The sequence below is a fragment of the Streptomyces purpureus genome, assembly GCF_014648195.1.
Lineage (GTDB): Bacteria > Actinomycetota > Actinomycetes > Streptomycetales > Streptomycetaceae > Streptomyces > Streptomyces purpureus.
This window is the reverse complement of sequence record NZ_BMQQ01000004.1, coordinates 166,797-182,364: the sequence shown is the minus strand read 5'-3', so window position 1 is coordinate 182,364 and position 15,568 is coordinate 166,797. Positions and strand designations below refer to the sequence as shown.

General features: G+C 70.9%; 11 protein-coding genes and 1 pseudogene. 6 read left to right on the top strand and 6 right to left on the bottom strand.

Going from position 1 to position 15,568, the window contains the following annotated elements; translation table 11 throughout:
- From IEZ01_RS07925 to IEZ01_RS07910, 4 genes and pseudogenes are all read right to left on the bottom strand, one after another.
- A pseudogene (locus IEZ01_RS07925) lies at positions 1 to 279 on the bottom strand (hypothetical protein); the annotation flags it as partial.
- Positions 280 to 291: 12 nt separating this feature from the next.
- A complete protein-coding gene (gene pgfA / locus IEZ01_RS07920) occupies positions 292 to 1,281 on the bottom strand; it encodes a cell envelope lipid trafficking protein PgfA (RefSeq protein WP_189200666.1) in 990 nt (329 codons plus the stop codon).
- 14 nt (positions 1,282 to 1,295) lie between these two features.
- Positions 1,296 to 1,433, bottom strand: coding sequence for an SPW_0924 family protein (locus IEZ01_RS07915; RefSeq protein WP_019885399.1), 138 nt, complete (start codon positions 1,431 to 1,433; stop codon positions 1,296 to 1,298).
- A gap of 178 nt (positions 1,434 to 1,611) precedes the next feature.
- Positions 1,612 to 3,402 carry a lytic transglycosylase domain-containing protein gene (locus IEZ01_RS07910; protein WP_028797407.1) on the bottom strand — a complete coding sequence of 597 codons (1,791 nt, stop codon included), beginning with the start codon at positions 3,400 to 3,402 and terminating at the stop codon, positions 1,612 to 1,614.
- Positions 3,403 to 3,647: 245 nt separating this feature from the next.
- Here IEZ01_RS07910 and IEZ01_RS07905 point away from each other — a divergent pair, with 245 nt between their 5' ends.
- Complete coding sequence (locus IEZ01_RS07905; protein ID WP_189200664.1) at positions 3,648 to 4,493, top strand: DUF4184 family protein; 846 nt, start codon at positions 3,648 to 3,650, stop codon at positions 4,491 to 4,493.
- A 26-nt stretch (positions 4,494 to 4,519) separates the two neighbouring features.
- Here the strand turns inward: IEZ01_RS07905 and polA are convergent, their stop codons facing one another.
- The gene (gene polA, locus IEZ01_RS07900; protein WP_189200809.1) at positions 4,520 to 7,174 is read right to left on the bottom strand and encodes a DNA polymerase I; all 2,655 of its coding nucleotides are present in this window, start codon (positions 7,172 to 7,174) and stop codon (positions 4,520 to 4,522) included.
- A 180-nt stretch (positions 7,175 to 7,354) separates the two neighbouring features.
- Here polA and IEZ01_RS07895 point away from each other — a divergent pair, with 180 nt between their 5' ends.
- A complete protein-coding gene (locus IEZ01_RS07895) occupies positions 7,355 to 9,637 on the top strand; it encodes an FdhF/YdeP family oxidoreductase (protein WP_019885403.1) in 2,283 nt (760 codons plus the stop codon).
- 79 nt (positions 9,638 to 9,716) lie between these two features.
- Complete coding sequence (locus IEZ01_RS07890; RefSeq protein ID WP_019885404.1) at positions 9,717 to 10,211, top strand: PaaI family thioesterase; 495 nt, start codon at positions 9,717 to 9,719, stop codon at positions 10,209 to 10,211.
- 86 nt (positions 10,212 to 10,297) lie between these two features.
- Here IEZ01_RS07890 and IEZ01_RS07885 read toward each other — a convergent pair whose 3' ends face one another.
- On the bottom strand, positions 10,298 to 12,241 hold the full coding sequence (locus tag IEZ01_RS07885) for a Xaa-Pro dipeptidyl-peptidase (protein WP_189200661.1): 1,944 nt from the start codon (positions 12,239 to 12,241) through the stop codon (positions 10,298 to 10,300).
- A gap of 200 nt (positions 12,242 to 12,441) precedes the next feature.
- Here IEZ01_RS07885 and IEZ01_RS07880 point away from each other — a divergent pair, with 200 nt between their 5' ends.
- The 3 genes from IEZ01_RS07880 (at position 12,442) to IEZ01_RS07870 (ending at position 15,567) form a co-directional block, all read left to right on the top strand.
- Positions 12,442 to 12,861: a hypothetical protein gene (locus IEZ01_RS07880; protein ID WP_019885406.1), complete on the top strand. Its 420-nt coding sequence runs from the start codon at positions 12,442 to 12,444 to the stop codon at positions 12,859 to 12,861.
- Positions 12,862 to 13,301: 440 nt separating this feature from the next.
- Complete coding sequence (locus tag IEZ01_RS07875; protein WP_028797408.1) at positions 13,302 to 14,534, top strand: branched-chain amino acid ABC transporter substrate-binding protein; 1,233 nt, start codon at positions 13,302 to 13,304, stop codon at positions 14,532 to 14,534.
- Between the two features lie 100 nt (positions 14,535 to 14,634).
- Entirely contained in the window at positions 14,635 to 15,567 is a 933-nt protein-coding gene (locus tag IEZ01_RS07870; protein ID WP_189200659.1) for a branched-chain amino acid ABC transporter permease, read from the top strand.
- The last annotated feature ends 1 nt before the right edge of the window (position 15,568 follow it).

Below are 15,568 nucleotides of genomic sequence, written 5' to 3'. Positions count from 1 at the left end.
GGCCGGGTCGGCCAGCAGCCGGCGCCAGCCAGGCTCGGGGCCGCAGGCCCGTACGCCGCCGCGCCCGTACGCCGGCCAGCTCGGGCAGTACCCAGCTTGAGCGGCGACCGAGCTCAGCCGCCCCGGCCCGGGCAGCAGCCCAGCTCCGGCGCCGCAGCGCCCGTACACCGTGGCGCTCGTACGCCGACCGAACTCGGGCGCGGCACCGCCCGTACGCCGCAGCGCCCGTACGCCGGCCGGCTCCGGCGCCGCAGCGCCCGTACGCCGACCGAACCCCACGCCCCGCAGGGCTCACGCGGCGACCGGCTCCGCCGCTCGCTCGCTGTCCGTCGGGCGTGGGTGGCGGGAGCGGGCCTCCAGCCAGAGGGAGAGGGTGAGCAGCAGGGCGGCCCCGATCAGGAAGGTCCAGGGCAGGTAGGAGACGAGTATCAGGACCATGAGCCGGTTCGCGGAGACCAGTTCGACGGTGTGGTCGATGTAGTCGGGGCGCATCTTCACGTGGCCGGCGAACGCCGTGACGGTGTCCTGCGACATGCCCATCTTCTTCGCGCCGCGCAGCTCCTCCTTGTGGATTTCCTCGCCGTTGACCGGCGCGCCGGTGACCGGTTCGACCCAGAACATGCGGGTGGTGGTGTACCAGCGGGTCATGCCGGACTGGGCGATGATCTCCGGGGTGATGCCCTCGATCGGCATCTTCTTGGGCATGGGGACCTTGGTCCAGGGGATGGTCTGCTCGAAGTAGTAGACCTCCAGGCCGCGGAAGGTCCGGGTGCCCTTGTAGTGGATGGGCGCGGAGGTACGGGTCTGGGCGTCGAAGTACTCGTAGTCCCGTTTCTCCGTGAGGAAGGGCCATTTGAACTCGATGCCCTCGCGCCGGACCGGGTCGCCGTCGACCATCTCGCCGGTGGCGTGCACGGGTGCCTGGCTGTGGGCGTCGAAGATGTAGCGCTCGGGGATCTGGGAGACCATCTTGCCGTCGGGGCCGACGACGTGGGAGAGGGAGTCCCAGACGACGACGTCGCGTCCCGCGTCGCGTTCGATCTTCTCGGACTCCTCCACGTTGCCCTTGAGGGTCTGCACGATGGTGACCTTCTCGACCTGCTTGGCCTTGAGGGTCGTGTAGTCGAGGAGCGTGGCGGGCTTCGCCTCGAGGACCATTTCCTGGTACTGGCTGGGCGGGATCTTGGCCAGCCGGGGGAAGGCGTACCAGCGCAGCAGCGGGGCGATGGCCGCGAAGAAGACGGCCAGGGCGAGGAGGACGAGGCTCGCGGTGCGGCGCATGGCGGCCGTCCCTTCTACTTCTTCGGGCCGGGGACGGTGGTGAGCAGCGGCTTGGGTGAGGTCTCGCCGGGGGGCGCGCCCATCGCGGCGGCGCCGGCGACGAGGGCGCAGGCGAGGGCCAGTCCGATGGCGGCGGCGACGAGGGCGCGCATGATCGGCCTCCCGGTGCACGGATCTGATGCGGCGTCAGGGCGGGGGCACCGTAGCAACGCGGCCGTGAGATGAGAACACGTTGCACCCGAGCCACAAGGCCGGCGGTACGGCCGGCTGCACGACGACGCCCCCGCGCCGGGCTTCCGGGCGGGGGCGGGGCGGAATGTCACGTACGGGTCAGGGCGCGGGCGTGGCTTCCTGCGGGGCCTTGACCGTGAGCTCGACGGTCAGGGTGGCGCCGCCGGCTGCTTCGAGGCGCAGCAGGAAGGTGCCTGTCGTGTCGTCGGCGTGGAGCTTGGGCAGGGTCAGGATGCCGTCCTTGCCGGTGGTGAGACCGGTGAGGACGCGGACCGGCTTGCCCTCGGCGTCCTTGAAGTACGGGCCCTTGTCGAGGGGCTTGGCGTCCGTCTCCGCCCCGGCATCGGCATCGGCATCGGCGCCTGCCTCGGCGGGAGGTGCGGGGGCGAGCAGGGTGGCGGTGACGGCGACGCCGGGGGCGAGGACGCCCTTGTGGGTGGCCTTCACGCCGATCAGTTCGGCGAACTCGGTGCCGGGCGCGGCGGTCAGTTCCTTGTCGCCGACGCGGACGAGGGTGTCGGCCTGGCGCTCGGTGACCTTCGCGGTGAGGTCGACGGCGGTCGTCGGGCGCCCGGAGATGGTGGCCCGTACGGTGAACGTGCCGGTCTTTTCGCCGGCCTGGAGCGCCGGGGCTGTGACCGTGCCGTCGGCTCCGCTGACGCCCCGCGCGCTGGTGGCGCCGCCGGTGAAGCGGGCGTCCGTGTCGCCGACGAGCTGGAACGTGACGGTGACCTTGGCGACCGGCTTGCCGGTGGCGTCGACGGCCACGATGCGGGCGCGCTCGGCGAAGGCGGTACCGGCGGTGGCGGTCAGCGGGCCGCTGCCGCCGTCCTTGAGCCGGACCGCGACAGGGGTCGGCTTCGTCGGCGTGGTCGGCTTGGTCGGGACCGTGGGCTTGGTGGGAGTGGTGGGCTTGGTGGGGGTCGTCGGTTTCGTCGGCGTCGTCGGCTTCGTCGGGGTGACCGGCTTCGGCTTGGACGTGGGCGGCTTGGCCGGCGAGGGAGTCGCGGGCATGCCGGGGTTCTGCACCGGAAGGGTCACCCGGTCGTCGTCGCTGCGGTTGTCGGGCAGGGTGCCGGTGCCGTCCGGGACCTGGTGCGAGCCGTTGCGGTAGAAGTCGAACCAGGACAGCACCGTGCGGAGGTACTCGGTCGAGCGGTTGTAGCTGAGGATCGCCCGGTCCAGGTCGCCCTTGACGGCCAGGTCACGGCCGCCCGCGCAGAGGTAGAGGCCGGCGGAGCGGGCCGCGTCGTAGATGTTGTTGGGGTCCTTGCGGCCGTCGCCGTTGGCGTCGCGGCCCCAGGTCGCCCAGGTCGAGGGGATGAACTGCATCGGGCCGACGGCCCGGTCGTGCGTGGTGTCGCCGTCGTACGCGCCGTTGTCGGTGTCGGAGATGTTGGCGAAGCCGACGCCGTTGAGGACCGGGCCGAGGATCGGGGAGAGCGTGGTGCCGTCGGCGGAGACCTTGCCGCCGCGGGCCTGACCGGACTCCACCTTGCCGATTCCGGCGAGGAGTTGCCAGGGGAGGTTGCAGCCGGGGTCGGTGTCGCGCAGGTGCTGTTCGGCCTGCTGGTACGCGGCGAGGACGGTCGCCGGGATGCCCGCCTCGGCGGGGCCGGTGACCACCGGGAGGTTGCTCGACGTACCGGGCTGGAGGGGAGCGGGGCTCTTCAGCGGGGGCAGATCGGTGTAGTACGGCGAGTCGCCGGTGGCCGAATCACCGGGCGGGGTGCTCGCCTCGGCGGTCCGGTCGCCGCTGGGCGAGGCGTCGGTGGTGGGAGTGGAGGGCACACCCGGGCCCTGCGAAGCGCTCAGCGCGGCGACCGCCGCGGCGGCTATCGCCGTGGTCGTCGCTCCCCTGCGCAGTCGGCGGCCGATGTGCGGTGCCATGCCGTGGTCCCCTCCCCGTGGCCTCTCGCGCTCCCCAGCGCGAACACTCAGGCGACCCTACGTCAACTCCGAGCCCTGGAACACCGGCACTTGACCGGTTTTCACGCTTTCGTCACCTCTCTGCCGCCCGGAATCCGGACTTCGTGTTCACGCATACTGGGCGTCCCCGTCCGGCCCGGACCCGGGCCGGGATCCTTCGGGACGTACGGGGACGAGAGGTTCGCAGCACACCAAGGGGGGCGTTCATGCCGTTCACACTCAGTCATGCCGCGGCGGTGCTGCCGGGGATACGCAGGGACGGCACCGCGCGCGGTCCGCTGCTCGCGTCGGCGCTCGTACTGGGCTCGTTCGCGCCGGACATGACGTACTTCGCGGCGACGGCCGTGCCGGACGCGATGTTCTTCGGCGACGTCACGCACGCGCCGCTCGGCATCCTCATCGTCGATCCGCTCATCACGGCCGCGCTGATGGGGTTGTGGCTGGTGGTGCGTGAGCCGCTGCTCGCGCTGCTGCCGGTACGGGTGCGGGGAAAAATGGCCGGGTTCGTACGGGGTGAGTCCTGGCGCGGGCGCCGGCCCGTCCCGCTGGCCCTGCTCTTCTACGGGTCGGCGGTGCTGGGCGCGACGACCCATGTGGTGTGGGACTCCTTCACCCATCTCGACCGCTGGGGCACCCGAGCCCTGCCCGTCCTGGGCGAGAGCCTGGCCGGCTTCCCCGTCTACATGTACGCGCAGTACGGGGGTTCGGCGCTGGCCCTGCTGGTCCTGGCCTGGTTCACGGTGACCGGGGTGCGGGGGATGCCGTACGCCGTGCCGGCCGAGGTGCCGGTGCTGACCCCGCGGGGCCGGGCGCTGGCCCTCGCGCTCCTCGCGGGGTGCCTCCTCGCGGGCACCGTGCACCGCTGTCTGCGCTGGTACGCCTACTGGGGCCGGATCGACACACCGCTGGACATCGTGCCGACGGCCTGCTTCGGCGCGGGCGCGGGGCTCGCGGTGGGTCTGGTGCTGTACGGGGCGGGGGCGCGGCTGCTGCTGCCCCGCCCCCGGGCCGGGGCGCCCCGGCAGGAGCCCCGGACCCGGCTGCGCGGCTGACGCGCCCGCCCCGGCCGTACGACGCGCTAGTGCGCCGCGGACTCCCAGTCGGCGCCCACGCCCACCGAGACGTCCAGCGGGGCGCGCAGTTCCACCGCTCCGGACATCTCGCGGCGGACGATCTCCTCGACCTGGTCCCGCTCCCCCGGGGCCAGCTCCAGGACGATTTCGTCGTGGACCTGGAGCAGCATCCGGGAGGTCAGGCCCGCCTCGGTCAGCGCCCGGTCGACGCCCAGCATGGCGACCTTGACGATGTCGGCGGCGGTGCCCTGGATCGGGGCGTTGAGCGCCATCCGCTCGGCGGCCTCGCGGCGCTGGCGGTTGTCGCTGTTGAGGTCGGGCAGATAGCGGCGGCGGCCCAGCATCGTCTCGGTGTAGCCCGTGGCACGGGCCTCGTCGACGACCCGGCGCAGATAGTCCCGCACCCCGCCGAACCGCTCGAAGTAGGTGTCCATCAGGGCACGGGCCTCGCCCGCCTCGATGTTCAGCTGCTGGGAGAGGCCGAAGGCGGACAGGCCGTACGCCAGGCCGTAGGACATGGCCTTGATCTTGCGCCGCATCTCGGCGTCGACCGCGGAGCGTTCGACCCCGAACACCTGCGAGGCGACGGTGGTGTGCAGGTCCTCGCCGGAGGTGAACGCCTCGATCAGGCCCTCGTCCTCGGAGAGGTGGGCCATGACGCGCAGCTCGATCTGGCTGTAGTCCGCGGTCATCAGGGCCTCGAAGCCCTCGCCCACGACGAAGCCGTGCCGGATCGCGCGGCCCTCGTCGGTGCGCACCGGAACGTTCTGCAGGTTCGGGTCGGTGGAGGAGAGCCGGCCGGTCGCCGCGACGGTCTGGCTGAAGGTGGTGTGCACCCGGCCGTCGGCGGCGATCGTCTTGATCAGGCCCTCGACGGTGGAGCGCAGCCGCGCCTGCTCGCGGTGGCGCAGCATGATCATCGGGAGTTCGTGCTCGGTCTGCCCGGCGAGCCAGGCCAGCGCGTCCGCGTCCGTGGTGTAACCGGTCTTGGTCTTCTTGGTCTTGGGCAGGTTCAGCTCGCCGAAGAAGACCTCCTGGAGCTGCTTGGGCGAGCCGAGGTTGAACTCATGGCCCACGGAGGCGTGGGCCTCCTTCACGGCCTGCTGCACGGCGCCGGCGAACTGCTGCTCCAGGACCTCCAGATGGGTCCGGTCGGCCGCGATGCCGTGCCGCTCCATCCGGGCGAGCAGCAGGGAGGTGGGCAGCTCCACGTCGTGGAGCAGCTCGGCCGCGCCGACCTCCTTCAGCTTGTCGCCGAACGCGGCGCCGAGGTCGAGGACGGCCCGGGCCTGCGCCATCAGGGCGTCCGCCTCGGCGTGCTCGTCCGTACCGAAGGCGAGCTGGCCGTCGGCGGCGGCCGGGGCGAGCTCACGGTGGAGGTATTCGACCGACAGCGCGTCCAGGGCGAAGGAGCGGCGGCCCGGCTTGACCAGATAGGCGGCGAGCGCGGTGTCCATCGTGATGCCCTCGATGTGCCAGCCGTGCTCGGGGAAGACCCGCAGGGCCTCCTTCGCGCTGTGCATGATCTTGGGCTTGGCCGGGTCGGCCAGCCAGTCGGCGAAGGCGCGCTCGTCGGCCTCGTCGATCCGGGTCGTGTCGAACCAGCCCGCCTTGCCGTCGGCCGCGGCCAGGGCGACCTCGCTCACGTTGCCGACGCCCATCGCCCACGTGGCGACCGTGGCCACACCCAGCGGCTGCCCGCCGTGCGAGGCCAGCCAGCCGGCCAGCTCGCCCGCGCCGAGGACCGTGCCGTCCAGCTCCACCCCGGCGTCCGGGACCGGGGCCTCTTCCTCCTCCGCGCCCGGGTCGACGGCGAGCAGCCGCTCCCGCAGGCTGGGGTTGCGGATCTCCAGCACCTCCAGGAAGCCCTTGAGGGCGGCCCTGTCGTACGGCGCGCGCTCCAGGTCCGCGACGGACTTGGGCAGCTCCACGTCCCGTACCAGCTCGGTGAGGTGGCGGTTGAGCTTGACCGACTCCAGGTGGTCCCGCAGGGCCTGGCCGACCTTGCCCTTGATCTCGTCGGCGCGCTCGACCAGCTCCGCGAACGAACCGAACTGATTGATCCACTTCGTGGCGGTCTTCTCGCCGACACCGGGGATGCCCGGCAGGTTGTCGGACGGGTCGCCGCGCAGGGCCGCGAAGTCGGGGTACTGCGAGGGGGTCAGACCGTACTTCTCCTGAACCTTCTCCGGGGTGAAGCGGGTCAGCTCGGAGACGCCCTTGGTCGGGTAGAGCACCGTGACGTGGTCGGAGACCAGCTGGAAGGAGTCACGGTCGCCGGTGACGATCAGGACCTCGAAGCCGGCCGCCTCGGCCTGGGTGGCGAGGGTGGCGATGACGTCGTCGGCCTCGAAGCCGTCGACCGCGAACCGCTCCGCGTTCATCGTGTCGAGCAGCTCGCCGATCAGCTCGACCTGCCCCTTGAACTCGTCGGGGGTCTTCGAACGGTTCGCCTTGTACTCGGGGAAGTCCGCCGAGCGCCAGGTCTTGCGGGACACGTCGAAGGCCACGGCGAAATGCGTGGGCGCCTCGTCGCGCAGCGTGTTCGCCAGCATCGACGCGAAGCCGTAGATGGCATTGGTCGTCTGGCCGCTCGCGGTCGTGAAATTCTCCGCGGGCAGCGCGAAGAACGCCCGGTACGCCAGAGAGTGCCCGTCCATGAGGAGCAGGCGCGGACGGTTGTCTTCGGTCTTCTTCGATGCTGTCTCAGCCACGTACCCGATCCTGCCACGGACCACTGACAATCCCGGCCACGGCGGTGGGAGGGGGCGGCCGCTGTCCGTGGCGCATGACAGGATCGAACACGTACGGCACGGAACGATCGCTCAAGGGAGAGCGCGATGGCCAGCAAGCCCCCCGCCGGTGACCCGGTCCAGGACGCGCCGCAGGTCGCGCCGCCGCAGCACGCCGCGGCCGGTCTGCCCGCCATCGGCCACACCCTGAAGATCGCCCAGGAGCAGATGGGGCTGCGGCGCACAGCGCGGACGCTGCTGAAGGTCAACCAGAAGGACGGGTTCGACTGCCCTGGCTGCGCCTGGCCGGAGGGTGACAAGCGCCATGTCGCGGAGTTCTGCGAGAACGGCGCGAAGGCGGTCGCCGAGGAGGCCACGCTGCGCCGGGTCACCCCCGACTTCTTCGCCGCGCATCCGCTCGCCGATCTCGCCTCCCGCAGCGGCTACTGGCTGGGCCAGCAGGGCCGGATCACCCAGCCCATGTACCTGCCCGAGGGCGCCGACCGGTACGAGGCCGTGACCTGGGAGCGGGCGTTCGCGATCATCGCCGAGGAGCTGACCGCCCTCGACTCCCCCGACGAGGCCCTCTTCTACACCTCGGGCCGCACGAGCAACGAAGCGGCGTTCCTGCTCCAGCTCTTCGCCCGCGAGTTCGGCACGAACAATCTGCCCGACTGCTCCAACATGTGCCACGAGTCGTCGGGTTCGGCGCTCAACGAGACCATCGGCATCGGCAAGGGCAGCGTCTCGCTGGAGGATCTGCACCAGGCGGATCTGATCATCGTGGCCGGGCAGAACCCGGGCACCAACCATCCGCGGATGCTCTCCGCGCTGGAGAAGGCCAAGGCGTCCGGCGCTAAGATCATTTCGGTGAATCCGCTGCCCGAGGCCGGCCTGGAGCGGTTCAAGAACCCGCAGACCCCGCACGGGATGCTCAAGGGCGCCACGCTCACCGACCTGTTCCTGCAGATCCGCATCGGCGGCGACCAGGCGCTGTTCCGGCTCCTCAACAAGCTGGTTCTCGAGACCCCTGGGGCCGTCGACGAGGAGTTCGTCACCGCCCACACCCATGGGTACGAGGAGTTCGCGGCCACCGCCCGCGCCGCCGACTGGGACGAGACGCTCGCCGCCACCGGACTGAGGCGGACGGAGATCGAGCGGGCCCTGGAGATGGTCCTCGCCTCCCGGCGGACCATCGTCTGCTGGGCGATGGGCCTGACCCAGCACAAGCACTCCGTGCCCACCATCCGCGAGGTGGTCAACTTCCTGCTCCTGCGCGGCAACATCGGGCGCCCCGGCGCGGGCGTGTGCCCCGTGCGCGGGCACTCCAACGTGCAGGGCGACCGCACGATGGGGATCTTCGAGCGGCCGGCGCCGGCGTTCCTGGACGCCCTCGACAAGGAGTTCGGGATCACCTCGCCGCGGCACCACGGCTTCGACGTGGTCCGCTCCATCCAGGCGCTGCGCGACGGCGAGGCGAAGGTCTTCTTCGCGATGGGCGGCAACTTCGTCGGCGCGACCCCGGACACGGAGGTCACCGAGGCGGCGATGCGCCGGGCCAGGCTGACCGTGCACGTGTCCACGAAGCTGAACCGCTCGCACGCGGTCACCGGCACGCGCGCGCTGATCCTGCCGACGCTCGGCCGCACCGACAAGGACGTGCAGCGCGGCGGCAAGCAGTTCGTCACCGTCGAGGACTCCATGGGGCTGGTGCACGCCTCGCGGGGCAATCTGCCGCCGGCCGGTCCCCATCTGCTCTCCGAGCCCGCGATCGTGGCGCGGATGGCGCGGGCCGTCCTCGGATCCGGATCGGCCACGCCGTGGGAGGAGTTCGAGCAGGACTACGCCACCATCCGGGACCGCATCGCGCGCGTGGTGCCCGGTTTCGAGGACTTCAACGCCCGGATCGCGGCGAACCCGGGCGGCTTCGCCCTGCCGCACGCCCCGCGCGACGAGCGCCGCTTCCCCACGGCCACCGGCAAGGCCAACTTCACCGCCGCCCCCGTCGAGTACCCCAAGGTCCCCCAGGGGCGGCTCCTGCTGCAGACCCTGCGCTCGCACGACCAGTACAACACCACCATCTACGGCCTCGACGACCGCTACCGCGGCATCAAGGGCGGCCGCCGGGTGGTCCTGGTGCACCCCGATGACGCGCGGGCGCTGGGCCTGGCCGACGGGGCGTACACGGATCTGGTCAGCGAGTGGAAGGACGGCACCGAGCGGCGCGCGCCCGGCTTCCGGGTCGTCCACTACCCCACCGCCCGTGGCTGCGCGGCGGCGTACTACCCGGAGACCAACATCCTGGTGCCGCTGGAGTCCACGGCGGACATCAGCAACACCCCCGCCAGCAAGTCCGTGATCGTGCGTCTGGAACAATCACCGACCGCCTAAGCGTTTGCTCAGGCGGCTGGACCAGAGAGACCAATCTGACGACGTACGACGACGTACGCACACGAACGGAGCCGGGCCCATGGGCGAGCAGACCACCGTGAAGTTCCCGCAAGAGGTCATCGACGAGTACGCGGCGCTCGGCGTCGACCTGCCCGCGCTGTTCTCCGCCGGTCACCTCGGCAACCGCATGGGTGTGCAGATCGTCGAGGCCTCGGCCGAGAAGGTCGTCGGCACGATGCCCGTGGAGGGCAACACCCAGCCGTACGGACTGCTCCACGGCGGCGCCTCCGCCGTGCTCGCCGAGACGCTCGGATCGATCGGCTCGATGCTGCACGGCGGGGTCTCCCGGATCGCCGTCGGCGTGGACCTGAACTGCACCCACCACCGCGGGATCCGCTCCGGCCTGGTCACCGGTGTCGCCACGCCCGTGCACCGGGGCCGCTCCACCGCCACGTACGAGATCGTGATCACGGACGAGGAGGACCGGCGGGTCTGCACCGCCCGCCTGACCTGCATGCTGCGCGAGGCGCGCGCCAAGGACGCCGAGAACGTTCCCGGCGCCCAGAGCGCCTGACGGCCTCAGACCGGCGGGCCCCCGGGCCCGCGGTCGTCGGCCCGGGTCACCGGGTCACCGGGTCACCGGGTCACCGGGTCACCGGGTCACCGGGTCACCGGCAGCGTCACGCTGCTGACCCCGGTCCGGACGGTCATCACCGTCCCGGCCGGGTACCGCAGGGTGTGGTCGTGGTCCGTGGAGATCAGGACCACGCCGAGCCGGTGGCCCTGTTTGAAGACGTAGTCCTGGGGCTGCATCTCCCACTCCAGGCGGTACTCCCGGCCCTCGGTGACCTCGCTCTGCCGGGCCGGGGTGTGACGGTTGCGGATGTCGAGCCAGCCCCGCGAGACGATCTTGAAATCGGCGGTCTCGGTGCGGTGCCGGGTGCGGTACGCGCAGCCGGTGTCGCCGGGGACGCCCTGGCCGTAGCAGATCAGCTGTGAGGTGTCGGCGGTGGTGGCGGCCGTCGCCCGGGTGTCGGTGCCGTAGTCGACCAGGAGCGCGGTGACATACGGCGAGCTGCCGTCGAGCGAGGCGCGGACGGACAGTTCCGGGGTGCCGGCGAGCCGCAGGTCCCGGGCGAGCGGGCCGGTGGTGTAGGCGAGCCGATGGGGGTGCGCCGCGTCCGGTCCGGCGACGAGGTCCTCGGCCCGTACGGTACGGCCGGCGTCGGTCAGGGACTGCACGCGCGGGCGGTCGGGCCTGGACGCGAGACCGTCCGCGGTGAGGTGCAGGGTCAGCGGCCGGGTGCCGGGGGCGGGCCAGTGGACTTGAGCGCGCCAGCTGAAGTCGGCCTGCTCGATCTCCGCCTTCGGGCCGTCCAGGGCGCCGTTGTCCAGGCCGTACAGCCAGTGGTCGAACCACTGGTGCAGGCCGCCGAGCCACTCCTCCATCCGCAGCGGCATGGGGTTGCTGTGCCCGGCCTGGTGGAGCCAGAGCTTGCGCGGGACGCCGTGTTCCGTCAGCTCCTCCCAGAGCCGGCCGGCGTGCCGGGTCCGGACGTTCCAGTCGTTGAGGCCGTGCACGAGGAAGACGCCGGCCTTGATCTTCGCCACGTCCTTCAGGTAGTCGCGCTCCTGCCAGAAGCGGGTGAAGTCGCCGGTCTCGCGGCCCTGTTCGGCGGTGAGCCGGTCCAGCAGGGGGCCGCAGACGGTCCGGTCGGCGCGGCTGTGGACGGCCTTGGCGAGGATGTCGGCGTCCTCGCCCTGGTAGCCGCCGGGGGCGACGACCCCGCCGCCGGCGCGGTAGTAGTCGTACCAGGACGAGATCCCGGCGATCGGGACGATCGCCTTGAGCCCTTCGACGCCGGTGGCGGCGACGGCGGTGGGCAGGGTGCCGTTGTACGAGATGCCCATCATGGCCGAGTCGCCGGTGGACCAGTCGGCGGCGACCGGGCGGCCCTGAAGGTCCCAGGCCCTGGTGCGGCCGGCCAGCCAGTCGACGGCGGCCTTGGCGCCGAGGGTCTCCTCGTGACTGCCGGAGGTGGGGCAGCCGGTGGAGCCGCCGGTGCCGATGCTGTCGAGCTGGGCGACGGCGTAGCCGCGGGGCAGGAAGTAGTTGTCGGTGTAGCCGGGGAAGACGACCGGGCCGGCGTTCGCGGCGGCCCGGGGCGCGGGGCCGATCAGGGCGGGCAGGCGCGCGGCGGTCCGGCGGCCGGGCAGGCCGTCCTCGTCGAGATCGACGGCGTGGAAGGGCACGTCGTTGCCGCCGCCCCAGTAGGGGCTGGCCTCGATGATCGTGGGCACTTTCAGGCCCGTACCGGTCGCTTTCGGCCGCAGGATCCGCATCCGTACGGTGTCGAGGGCACCGTCACGGTCACTGTCCGTCCCGGTCTCGATGTCGACCTGCTGGAAGATCGCGTCCGCGCGGGAGTGGACGGGCTGGGTCCGGCCGTCGGCGATCAGGGGCGCGGGGGCGTCCTCGGCCCGCGCGCCGGTCGTCGGCACCGCCGTGATCAGCGACGCGGCGAGCGCCAGGACGACGACGCGGACGCCGGGGCGGCGGTGGCGCGGCGTTGGCGGTGCGCTGCTACGGGTGGGTCTCGTCATCGTGCCTGCCTCCAGGGGCCGGGTGCTCGACGATCACGCGGGGGCGCGGGCCACATTCCACCGCTTTCCCATCCGGCGCACCAGAGGACCCATACCGCGTCGGCCACACAACGTCCTTTTCCCATAGGCCACTTGGGTCACAGCGGGGATCCTGGCCTCCGGCTGTTGTGGAGTCACCGTGGACGAACTAGCGTTCCCTCATGGGGTTTTCGCCGTACGCCCCGGCGGGGTTCGCCGCCCGCGCGGCCGGGGCCGCCCTCGTCTGGGCGACCGTCGTGGGCTGTTCGGGCGACCCGCCCGCCCGGAGCCCCACGCCGACCACCCCCGTGGACGTCTGCGCGAGCCTTGTCTCGTACTGGGTGAAAGAGGGGCTCAAAGGGAGCAAATGGGCCGGTTTGGACTGGGAGCAGAAGGGGCTGTCCAACGAGCAGCTCGCCATCCACGACGACGTGCTGGCGCGGGCCCGCGACGAGGAGCGCCGAGCCGGACGCCAGGCGGCGGAGCAGCTCGCCGACCGGCTCGCGACGCGGCGCTGCGCGGCGGCGGAGGGGGCCACCGGAAGCTCGGAGAACTGGCGGCCGCCCCTGTCGGCGACGCCGTCCCACTCGCCTCCGTCGTAACACTCCGTAACATCGGCCCGGTCGAGAAGCGGAAGGGCGCGCTCATTTCGCCGTCCGCTGGGAATCAGGGGGTTGTCCGATATCCGGACACCCTCACAAAGCCCTCGTCAGGAGCAAGATCACCTCAAGCCCCTTAACGGAACTGGGCGTTCTCACGATGTGAACACCGCCCAACGAGCCCAAACGTCCTGATTTGCCCACCCCATGGACACCGTCTCTCCCCGTCGCGATAACAAGACAGTCACATCCTGACCTCGCCGCTCCCGCACCTTCACCGGCTGCGCTTAGAGTCACGGCCAGTCACCGCGCCGCCGGGCGCGTCCACTGCACGGCCTTACCAAACCCCCGTACGGCCCGGCGATCTCAAACGGCACCTCTAGCTACACAGCTACACGGCACCACCTCAGCTCGAGGGGGCCGCGCCAGGGAAAGGATTCATCGTGCGACACCGTTCCTTGCTCATCCTCACCACCGTGATCACCACGGGAGCACTCACTCTCACCGCCTGCGGTTCGCGCGACGACAAGAGCGGCAGCGACGACAGCAAGAAGGGCACCACCGTCGTCATCGGTGTCGACGCCCCGCTGACCGGCTCGCTGTCCGCCCTCGGCCAGGGCATCAAGAACTCCGTGGACCTGGCGGTGCAGACCGCCAACAAGAACAACGAAGTCCCCGGGGTCACCTTCAAGATCGAGGCCCTCGACGACCAGGCCGTCCCCGCCACCGGCAAGGCCAACGCCACCAAGCTCGTCGGCATGAAGGACGTCCTCGGCGTCGTCGGCCCGCTCAACTCCGGTGTCGCCCAGTCCATGCAGGGCGACTTCGACAAGGCCAACCTGACCCAGGTCTCCCCGGCCAACACCAACCCCTCCCTCAGCCAGGGCGACAAGTGGGGCTCCGGCGACAAGAAGCGCGGCTTCAAGACGTACTTCCGCACGTCCACCACCGACGTCGTCCAGGGCAAGTTCGCCGCGAACTACCTCTACAACGACGCCAAGAAGAAGAAGGTCTTCGTCGTCAACGACAAGCAGACCTACGGCGCCGGCCTCGCCGCGATCTTCTCCGAGGAGTTCAAGCGCCTCGGCGGCACCGTCGTCGGCACGGACTCCGTGACGGTCAAGGAGACCGACTTCTCCTCCACCGCCAACAAGATCAAGAGCTCGGGCGCCGACTCCGTCTACTTCGGCGGCCAGTACCCCGAGGGCGGACTCCTCTCCGACCAGATCAAGAAGGCCGGCGCCAAGATCCCCACCATGGGCGGCGACGGCATCTACGACCCGCAGTTCATCAAGGCCTCCGGCGAAGCCAACGACGGCGACCTCGCCACCTCCGTCGGCTTCCCCGTCGAGAAGCTCCCGACCGCCAAGAAGTTCATCGCCGACTACAAGGCGGCCGGCTACAAGGACCCGTACGCGGCCTACGGCGGCTACTCCTACGACGCCGCCTGGTCCATCATCCAGGCCGTCAAGGCCGTCGTCGCCGACAACGGCGGCAAGCTGCCCGACGACGCCCGCGCCAAGGTCACCACCGCCATGTCCAAGGTCTCCTTCGACGGCGTGACCGGCAAGGTCTCCTTCGACGAGTTCGGTGACACCACGAACAAGCAGCTCACCGTCTACCAGGTCAAGAACGGCGCCTGGGTCGACGTCAAGTCCGCCACCTTCGAGGACTGACCCACCGCACTGCCCCGCATCACTTGAACCAGGCCGCGCGAGGGCGCAAACAGCGCCCTCGCGCGGTGTCATATCCGACACGCTCATCGGAGGCCCTGCGGTGAACGAACTGCCGCAACAGCTGGCCGACGGCCTTGCCCTGGGGGCCCTTTACGGCCTCATCGCCATCGGCTACACGATGGTCTACGGCATCGTCCAGCTCATCAACTTCGCCCACGGCGAGATCTTCATGGTCGGTGGCTTCGGCGCCCTCTCGGCGTACACGATCCTGCCCGACGGCACCTCGCTCCTCCTGGCGATACCCGTCATGCTCATAGGCGGCGCGGTCGTATCCGTCGCCGTCGCCACCGCCGCCGAACGTTTCGCCTACCGGCCACTGCGCGGAGCCCCACGCCTGGCACCGCTCATCACCGCGATCGGCCTCTCGATCGTGCTCCAGCAGCTCGTCTGGGGCTTCTACCCCGGCGCCAAGAGCCCCGTGAGCTTCCCCGAGTTCACCGGCGACTCCTTCCAGATCCTCGGGAGCCTCCACATCTCCCGCGCCGACGCGTTCGTCCTCGCCGCCGCCCCCCTGTGCATGCTCGCCCTCGGCGTCTTCGTCTCCAAGAGCCGCAGCGGCCGCGCCATGCAGGCCACCGCCCAGGACCCGGACACCGCCAAGCTCATGGGCATCAACACCGACCGCATCATCGTGATGGCCTTCGCCATCGGTGCGGCGTTCGCCGCGGTCGCGGCCGTCGCCGAAGGCCTCGACAAGGGCCAGATCCGCTTCGAAATGGGCTTCCTGCTCGGCCTCAAGGCGTTCACCGCCGCCGTCCTCGGCGGCATCGGCAACATCTACGGCGCCATGATCGGCGGCGTCCTGCTCGGCCTCGCCGAAACCCTCTCCATCGCCTACGTCGAGCACATCCCCGGGATGGCACAGTTCGGCGGCGGCGCCTGGAAGGACATCTGGGTCTTCTCCCTCCTCATCCTCGTGCTCCTGTTCAGACCACAAGGTCTCATCGGGCAGCGCGTCGCGGACAGGGCGTGAT